This is a genomic window from Microbacterium sp. ZXX196 (genome assembly GCF_009709595.1).
Lineage (GTDB): Bacteria > Actinomycetota > Actinomycetes > Actinomycetales > Microbacteriaceae > Microbacterium > Microbacterium excoecariae.
This window is the reverse complement of record NZ_WMEE01000107.1, coordinates 1-280: the sequence shown is the minus strand read 5'-3', so window position 1 is coordinate 280 and position 280 is coordinate 1. Positions and strand designations below refer to the sequence as shown.

Genomic DNA, 280 nt, shown 5'->3' with positions numbered 1-280 from the left:
CATGCTCAATCCTCAAAATGCGCGTTTACATTTATTTGATGATCATGGAACATTGGCAATCATTGATACACGAAGTCAAATTGCTTGGTTAGAGCCGACTCGAACCACCACCCAGACTAATCATAGCTTCCAATATGATTTTGCAATGACCGCTGATTTTGTAAAAGTTTCACGCAAGTCTGAATATCTATTAGAAAATTAGTTATGGAACCTCGTTTGGAATTCTCACGAACTACACACTTTGGCAGATGATATCCAATTTTATCAATTGGATTACTGG

At 37.5% G+C, this 280-nt stretch carries 1 protein-coding gene; it reads left to right on the top strand.

Features of this window, described 5'->3' with window-relative positions:
* Nucleotides 1-202: hypothetical protein (locus tag GJQ66_RS12440; RefSeq protein WP_230379589.1), on the top strand; the 202-nt coding region annotated here is incomplete at its 5' end.
* Between the last annotated feature and the right edge of the window lie 78 nt (nt 203-280).